Here is a 6,770-nt window from a genome sequence, read left to right on the forward strand (position 1 = left end):
GGGCCTTTCGTTTTGAGGCTGGGCGAGTTTAGACGGCGTCGAGAAGAACCGGCGCCGTTCAGGAGATGCAGCGGCCCGGGACCATGCGGCGGGCCTCCGGTCCGACGAGGGAGCTGAGAGCCGTCTCGCAGCCTTCCCGCACCATCCGCCGGGGCTTAAGCGCCGGGCGCTCACCCATCTCCGGGGTCTGCGTCGCCACGGGTCCGGTCCGACCCTCGATCCGGGGGACGCCCGCGACACGGGTCGGGTTCAGGGCGAGGTTCACGGGCCGCATGCCGGGCAGCGGCACCATCGCGACCGCAGGCACGGCCGGCAAACTCAGGACCACCGGAGGCGTCCACTGGTCGGCGGTGTCGCGGACCATGGGATGGACCAGCATCGTCAGGATCGCGGCCGGTGCACTCACGCCCAGGATGAAACCAGACCGAAGCATCGTCGCGATCTCCAAGAGGGAGCTTGACAGGATATCCGGACAACGCGGTCTCCGCGCGCCGGTTCCTCGACTGCCACGCTTTCTTGAAGATCAGTATTCGGCCGCATTCACTGCCGCCGTGCGCAGCGGCACGCGCGCCGTCCACACCTGTCCCCTGTGACGAAAAACACACGCCGCCGCAAAAAGCGACGCGTTTCGGAACCGTCCCGGGCGCCAACCGTTCTTCAAGCACCCGGCCACCTGGTCCTCCCCGCATTCCCCTTGTGCATCGGCCGGAACCTTCGAGACGGGCTGGATTTTTCCGGCCCGTTTTTTCTTGTCCAATGCCCAACGAAAAAGCCCCGGCTCGTGGCCGGGGCTGCATGTCGTCTCAGGAACGGGTGTCGGTCGATGACGCCTCAGGCGCTCTTCGCTTCCCGCCGCCGCGCCGTCTGCTGGAAGAACAGGGCCTGGCTGATGACCGCGGAGACGTTGGCCGGCTGGAACGGCTTGGCGATCAGGAAGGCCGGCTCGGGCCGCTCGCCGGTGAGGAAGCGCTCGGGATAGGCGGTGATGAAGATCACCGGCACCTCGAAGGTCTTCAGCAGGTCGTTGACCGCGTCCAGCCCCGAGGAGCCGTCGGCGAGCTGGATGTCGGCCAGGATCAGGCCGGGGCGCTTGCCCTCGGACGCGATCTTGATCGCCTCGGTGCGAGTGCGCGCGACCCCGATCACGTTGTGGCCCAGCCCCTCCACCAGGGCCTCCAGGTCCATGGCGATGAGCGGCTCGTCCTCGATGATCAGGATCTCGGTGGCCATGTCGGCGGCCAGTTCGCGGCCCGCCTCGTCCACGAGGTCGCGGACCTGGCTCACGTCCACGTCGAGGATGATCGCGGCGTCCTCCTCGGAGAACCCTTCGAGGCAGGAGAGCAGGAAGGCCTGGCGCGGCAGGGGGGTGATCTGGCCCAGGCGCACTTCCGCCGGCAGGTCGTGCTGCACCTGCTCGCTGCGCCCGTTGACGGAGAGGGAATTCCAGATCCGGGTGAAGACGCGGAACAGGTCCGCCTTGACGTTGGTGCTGCGTCCGAGGGTGTCAGGCTCGTTGACCAGCGTCTCCAGGGTGGCGGCGACGTAGGCATCGCCCGCGACCTGGCTCCCCGTCAGCGCGCGCGCATAGCGGCGCAGGTACGGCAGATGCTGCACCACGAGTTGCGATGTGGACATTAGATCCCCTGTGCCTTGCCGTTTTCTCTCAAAGCCTTCCGGCCCAACGCGGTCGCTCCGACTCCGTTCCGGGGCCGCGGGAACCGATGGTGCATCACGGCGTTGCTGCTGCAGCCATGACGTATGTCAAGCCGCAAGACAATGCGGCGATGCTCGATGGCATCCAAGGGGACCGATCGGATGACGCATGGCGGAAAAGCCACGGACCGCCGCGGGGACGATGCGACCTTCGGTTGCGGCGTAGCGCAGGTGCCGGACGACGAGCCGGCTCCCGTCTCTCAACCGCGGCACAAGGAGATCGCCGGGCGGCGCGGTCTGAACGACCAGACCCGCATCCGCCTCGGCAATCATCTGCGCACGCTCTACGATTCCGTGATCCAGCAGCCGGTCCCCGATCGGTTCCGAGACCTGATCGCGCGCCTCGACGACGGCGATAAGAAGATCTGACGCGTCAGTCTACCATTCGATCCAGCACCGTCGGTCGAACGCGGAACCGCCGCGCATCGGGCGCGGCGGTCCTGTATTCCTGGCGCTTCAAGCCGGCGTGCGCCCGCTCTACAAGGTCGGCGAGCGGCCGCGCATCAGGCCGATGACGGCCGAGATGGCGAACAGGACGATCGCGACGAAGAAGATCAGCTTCGCGGCTTCCATAGCGGTGCCGGCGATGCCGCCGAACCCGAGCAGAGCGGCCACGAGGGCCACGACGAGAAATGTTACGGCCCAACCCAGCATCGGCTTAATCCTTCGAGACCATGAACGCGGTCTTGGCCGCGATCTTCTGAACACGAAAACGCCAAGGTTTCGGTCCGGTTCCGTCCGGCAGAATGTCTGTCGACATGGAATTTCTGCGGCGAACGGCCGGCGATGGACTTATAGGGCGCCCCCTCGCAGCCCGGGCTCGGGCACACCATATGACTGTCAAGACGACGCAACCGCGGAACGGACGCGAGGGACGCGGCGTTCGTCAGACCGAGCCCGCACGAGAGAGTCCGCGATGAGAACAGCCGCCGCCATCGTCAAGCGTCTCGCCGAGACCGCAAACCGTGCCGCCGAGGCCATGGTGCGCGGTGTAGACCAGTTGATCGACGCGGCCCTGCCGAAGCCGCAGGCGCAGCTCGTACCCGTCCGGGTCCGGCGGAACGGGCCGCCCGTTCGGCGTTCCTGAACCGGTCCTGCATCCAATACACACCGCGTCAGCCGTCCCCCGGGGCGGCTGTTTTCGTTTCGACGGCCGAGGTTCCTGTGGATGCCGGCGTTCCGGGCGGTGCGGGGCGGGTGGGGAGTCGGGCCGCATTCCATCGGGACCCACAGCGGAACGCGTCCCTCGGTGGGCGCGTGACGGCCGGGCTCACGGCGATGTCCGTTGTCTTCCGCACTTGTTCGGCGCGAACCGCCCCCCTCTAGTCGCGGCCTCTTCGAAGCGCATCGTTCCGTCCCTCCGTTTCCGGGCCGTGGCGCTTCCTCGCGCAGGGATGGCGGACGCATGGCGATCGGTGCTCAGGTCTGGCGAACGCTCGCCTCCGGCGGCACGCGGCGGCAGATGATCGGTACCGTGCTCGCCGGCTTGATCCTCGGGCTCGGAAGCGTGACGGTCGGCACCGGCATGGTCCACGCGTCCGAGCGCGGCGGCCTGTTCGATTTCTTCGAGGACCTTTTCCGCGGCCCCCCCAAATCGGAGGCGGCCCCGGCGCCCCGGCAGCCCGTGCGCTACGCCAACCTTCCGGACGGCCGCCGCGCCGGCCTTCCGCGTCCCATCCTTCACACGCCCCGGCCGGCGGCGGACCTCGCCGCGTGGCACGCGCCGCGGCGGCGGCAGACGGCCCGCCGGCGGGCGATCCGCAAGGCCGCCGATGCCGGGACGGGGCAGCGCACGGTCTGCGTGCGGACGTGCGACGGCTACCTGTTCCCCCTGGGCAACCTGCGCGCCCAGGCGGACATGCCGGTGCACCACGCGGCCTGCGCTGCGGCCTGCCCCGGTGCGGCCACCAGCGTCTACACCCTCGCGGCCGGCGAGACCGATCTCGACCGCGCGGTGAGTCCGCAGGGCCTGCCCTACAGGGCTTCGGCGCTGGCCAACATCTACCGCCAGCGGCGGGTGGCCGATTGCGCCTGCCGGCCAGCGGGCGGCGCCGTGCCCCTGCCGGTCGCCGACGACCCGACCCTGCGGCGGGGCGACGTGGTGGCCACCCTGGAGAGCGCGGACGTGGTCACGCGCGTGACCCCCGGCTACGTCGCCCTCGTCGACTTCCGCCGGGCCCCGATCACCCGCGGCCGCACCCGGCAGATCGAGGCCAGGATCGGCGCCCTGCACCGGGACGAGCAAGCCCGCGCCTTCCGCCGGGTGCTGCGGGCGGCCGGGCGCGAGGCCGTGTTCCGTGTCGCCTCCGCCGATCCGCCCGCGCGCGCGCCGGAGCGCGCCGCCTTCACTGCGGTCCGGGTCGTGGCCCCCTCCCCCTTCCGTCCATGAGCATCGGCCGGGATTTGTCCCGGCGCCGTCGATGCCGTAGGCCGCCTCCCGGATGATCCGGCAGGGAGCGTGAGGATGGCGCAGGAGGATGCGGAGACGGCGCCGGACTTCGACCCCATGATGCCGGCACCCGACCGGATGGAGGCGGTGTCCCCGCTGATCCGTCGCCGGGTGGTGGACAACGGCGGCCCCTTCACCGCCAGTGGCACCTGCACCTACGTCGTCGGGCACGGGCGCGTGGCCGTGATCGATCCCGGCCCCGAGGATGCCGCCCCTATCGACCGTCTGCTCGCGGACCTCGCCGGAGAGACGGTCGCGGCGATCGTCGTCACCCACACCCACCGCGACCATTCGCCCGGCGCCCGCCTGCTCCAGGCCCGCACCGGTGCGCCGATCGTCGGCTGCGGTCCGCACCGTTCGGCCCGCGAACTGGCGGCCGGCGAGTTGCCGATGCTGGATGCCAGCGCCGACCGCGAGCACCGGCCCGACCGTCCCATGGGCGACGGCGAGGTGCTCTCTGGCGAGGGCTGGACGCTGCGGGCGGTCGAGACGCCGGGCCACACCATGAACCACCTCGCCTTTTCCCTGCCCGAGGAGGCGGCCCTGTTCTCGGGCGACCACGTCATGGCCTGGTCCACCAGCATCGTCGCCCCGCCGGACGGCTCGATGCGGGCCTACATGGCCTCCCTCGACAGGCTGCGGGAGCGGGCGGAGACCGTGTACTGGCCGGGCCATGGAGGCCCCGTGCGCGACCCGCGCCGCTTCGTGCGGGGGCTGGCCAACCACCGCCGCCAGCGCGAGGGCGCGATCCGGGCACGGGTCGCGGCGGGCGATGCCGGCATCCGCGCCATCGTCGGCGCGATCTACCAGGGGCTGAACCCGAAGCTCGTGGGCGCGGCCGCCCTCTCGGTCTTCGCCCACCTGGAGGACCTGGTCGAGCGCGGCCTCGTGGTCACGGACGGCCCCGCCCGCCTCGACGGGAGCTATCGCCCGGCCGGGGGTAGTCCCGGCGGGTGATGGGCTCCCACCGCCCGCGCGACTGCGCGGCGGCAGGCGTCCGCCGGACGCGCCGATCCCGACCATCGGTCGAGATCGGCGCACACGATCCTGACGGCTCATTTCACCGCGATGGCGAGGTTGGCGACCTCGTCGAGATAGGCCCGGATGCGGTCGGCGTTGACGCCGAAGTCGCGGGGCCCGAGCCTTGAGGCTGAACGCACGTCGATGCGCGCCCCGTCCGCGCGGGGGCGCACCCGCACGGTCACGTCGTCGGGCAGGTTGAGGAGAAGGCTGCGCGACACCGCCTCGATCCGGCCGTTGCCGACGCGGCCGCCCGGACGGATCGCCTCGACGATCTGCCAGCGCCGGTTCACCGCCGCCTTGCGGGCGAGTTCGAACGCCTGGTCCGCGTCGATGTCGAGCGTCAGGGGCGCGATCTGGGGATAGGCGACGCGCTGCCGCTCGCGGGAATCCGGGCCGGGATCGGGCGGGTAGCGCCCGTCGCGTGCGGCGAAGGCGGCCCGCGAGCGGGAGAAGGCCGGCGGGTTGTCCACGTCGGTGCTGATGTCGGTGAGGGGCGGCAGGCGCAGGCCCCGCAGGGCGGCGTAGGCCGGGTAGGCGAGCACGAGGACGGCCAGGAACAGGCCCGCCAGCGCCGCGCCGACGCCGCGTGCGCCCTCCCGCCAGACGCGCACGAAGGCGAGGACCGCCACCAGGATCGCCAGGAGGGCGACGCCGAGGCCGGCCCCGAGCACGGCCAGCGCCGGCCCCGTCTCGGCCCGCGGATCGCGCACCAGAACGAGGGCGAGCCCGGTGACGAGGCCTGAGAACAGCGCCAGCCGGCGGGCCAGGGGCGCGGCGCGGGTGACGGGTTCCTCGATGACGATGCGGCGCATGGGACGGGCGCTGTGCGGGCACTTTCGGGGCGGGGGAGGCCAAGCCTTACAGCCGCGCCTCCCCCGGCGCCACTCGCCCGGCCGCGTTCGATGTGCGCACCCTCGACTGGCCGGATGCCGGAACCCCGCGCCGTCTGCTATAGCCTCGCTCCGTCATGCCGCGTCCGCCCGCCGTCGAGCCGAACCCGGAACCCACCGACCCCCTCCGGGTCTGGTTCCGCTTCATCCGCCTCAACCGCCGGGTCTCGGCGGCGATCGGGGCGCAGCTGCGCGCCATCGGCCTTTCGATCCCGCAATTCGACGTGCTCTCGACCCTGACCGAGCGGGAGGGCCTGACCCAGCAGGAGCTGGCCGCGCGCCTCTACGTCACCAAGGGCAACGTCTCGGGCCTGATCGACCGCCTCGTCGAGGCCGGCCTCGTCGAGCGGCGCCCGATCCCCGGCGACCGGCGCTCGCACGCCCTCCACCTCACGCCGGCCGGCGCCGGGCTCGCGGCGCGGGGGCTCGCGGCGCAGGAGACTTACGTCGGCAGCACCCTCGGACGCCTCGGCGCGGACGAACTGGCCACCTTCGAGCGTCTGGTGCTGCAATGGCGGGCGCTGGCGCGCGAGGAAGAAGCCGGCGCGCAGGATCGGTAGCCTCCGGCCCTCGGCTCGCAGGATGCGCCGCTCAGGGCGCGAAGGCCCGCGCCCCGCCCGGCAGGCTGAGCGAGGCCGGCAGTTGCAGGGGACCGGGAACGACCGCCTCCCCGCCGCGCTGCGCGGCGTCCGGGC

General features: G+C 71.7%; 9 protein-coding genes. 5 read left to right on the top strand and 4 right to left on the bottom strand.

Annotated elements, in window-relative coordinates; translation table 11 throughout:
• Window positions 1-58: 58 nt before the first annotated feature.
• Together COGEMETH_RS18360 and COGEMETH_RS18365 are read right to left on the bottom strand one after the other, a co-directional pair.
• The gene (locus tag COGEMETH_RS18360) at window positions 59-433 is read right to left on the bottom strand and encodes a hypothetical protein (protein ID WP_238184050.1); all 375 of its coding nucleotides are present in this window, start codon (window positions 431-433) and stop codon (window positions 59-61) included.
• Window positions 434-831: 398 nt separating this feature from the next.
• Window positions 832-1,635, bottom strand: coding sequence for a response regulator (locus COGEMETH_RS18365; RefSeq protein WP_238184051.1), 804 nt, complete (start codon window positions 1,633-1,635; stop codon window positions 832-834).
• A 156-nt stretch (window positions 1,636-1,791) separates the two neighbouring features.
• On the opposite strand from COGEMETH_RS18365, the gene COGEMETH_RS25720 reads away from it, so the two are divergent.
• Window positions 1,792-2,082 (top strand): NepR family anti-sigma factor, encoded by a 291-nt coding sequence (locus tag COGEMETH_RS25720; RefSeq protein ID WP_306421759.1) that lies wholly within the window; start codon window positions 1,792-1,794, stop codon window positions 2,080-2,082.
• 108 nt (window positions 2,083-2,190) lie between these two features.
• On the opposite strand, the gene COGEMETH_RS18375 is transcribed toward COGEMETH_RS25720, so the two are convergent.
• The gene (locus COGEMETH_RS18375) at window positions 2,191-2,367 is read right to left on the bottom strand and encodes a DUF1328 domain-containing protein (protein WP_238184052.1); all 177 of its coding nucleotides are present in this window, start codon (window positions 2,365-2,367) and stop codon (window positions 2,191-2,193) included.
• Between the two features lie 262 nt (window positions 2,368-2,629).
• Here COGEMETH_RS18375 and COGEMETH_RS18380 point away from each other — a divergent pair, with 262 nt between their 5' ends.
• The 3 genes from COGEMETH_RS18380 to COGEMETH_RS18390 all read left to right on the top strand — a co-directional run bounded on the left by COGEMETH_RS18380 (window position 2,630) and on the right by COGEMETH_RS18390 (window position 5,119).
• The gene (locus COGEMETH_RS18380) at window positions 2,630-2,800 is read left to right on the top strand and encodes a hypothetical protein (RefSeq protein ID WP_238184053.1); all 171 of its coding nucleotides are present in this window, start codon (window positions 2,630-2,632) and stop codon (window positions 2,798-2,800) included.
• Between the two features lie 318 nt (window positions 2,801-3,118).
• Window positions 3,119-4,102 (top strand): DUF2865 domain-containing protein, encoded by a 984-nt coding sequence (locus COGEMETH_RS18385; RefSeq protein ID WP_238184054.1) that lies wholly within the window; start codon window positions 3,119-3,121, stop codon window positions 4,100-4,102.
• Between the two features lie 75 nt (window positions 4,103-4,177).
• Window positions 4,178-5,119 carry an MBL fold metallo-hydrolase gene (locus COGEMETH_RS18390; protein WP_238184055.1) on the top strand — a complete coding sequence of 314 codons (942 nt, stop codon included), beginning with the start codon at window positions 4,178-4,180 and terminating at the stop codon, window positions 5,117-5,119.
• A 98-nt stretch (window positions 5,120-5,217) separates the two neighbouring features.
• Here COGEMETH_RS18390 and COGEMETH_RS18395 read toward each other — a convergent pair whose 3' ends face one another.
• Window positions 5,218-5,997, bottom strand: coding sequence for a DUF1499 domain-containing protein (locus COGEMETH_RS18395; protein ID WP_238184056.1), 780 nt, complete (start codon window positions 5,995-5,997; stop codon window positions 5,218-5,220).
• 155 nt (window positions 5,998-6,152) lie between these two features.
• Between COGEMETH_RS18395 and COGEMETH_RS18400 the strand changes: the two genes are divergently transcribed.
• Window positions 6,153-6,635, top strand: coding sequence for a MarR family winged helix-turn-helix transcriptional regulator (locus tag COGEMETH_RS18400; protein ID WP_238184057.1), 483 nt, complete (start codon window positions 6,153-6,155; stop codon window positions 6,633-6,635).
• The last annotated feature ends 135 nt before the right edge of the window (window positions 6,636-6,770 follow it).

The sequence above is a fragment of the Methylobacterium trifolii genome, from assembly GCF_022179685.1.
Taxonomy (GTDB): domain Bacteria; phylum Pseudomonadota; class Alphaproteobacteria; order Rhizobiales; family Beijerinckiaceae; genus Methylobacterium; species Methylobacterium trifolii.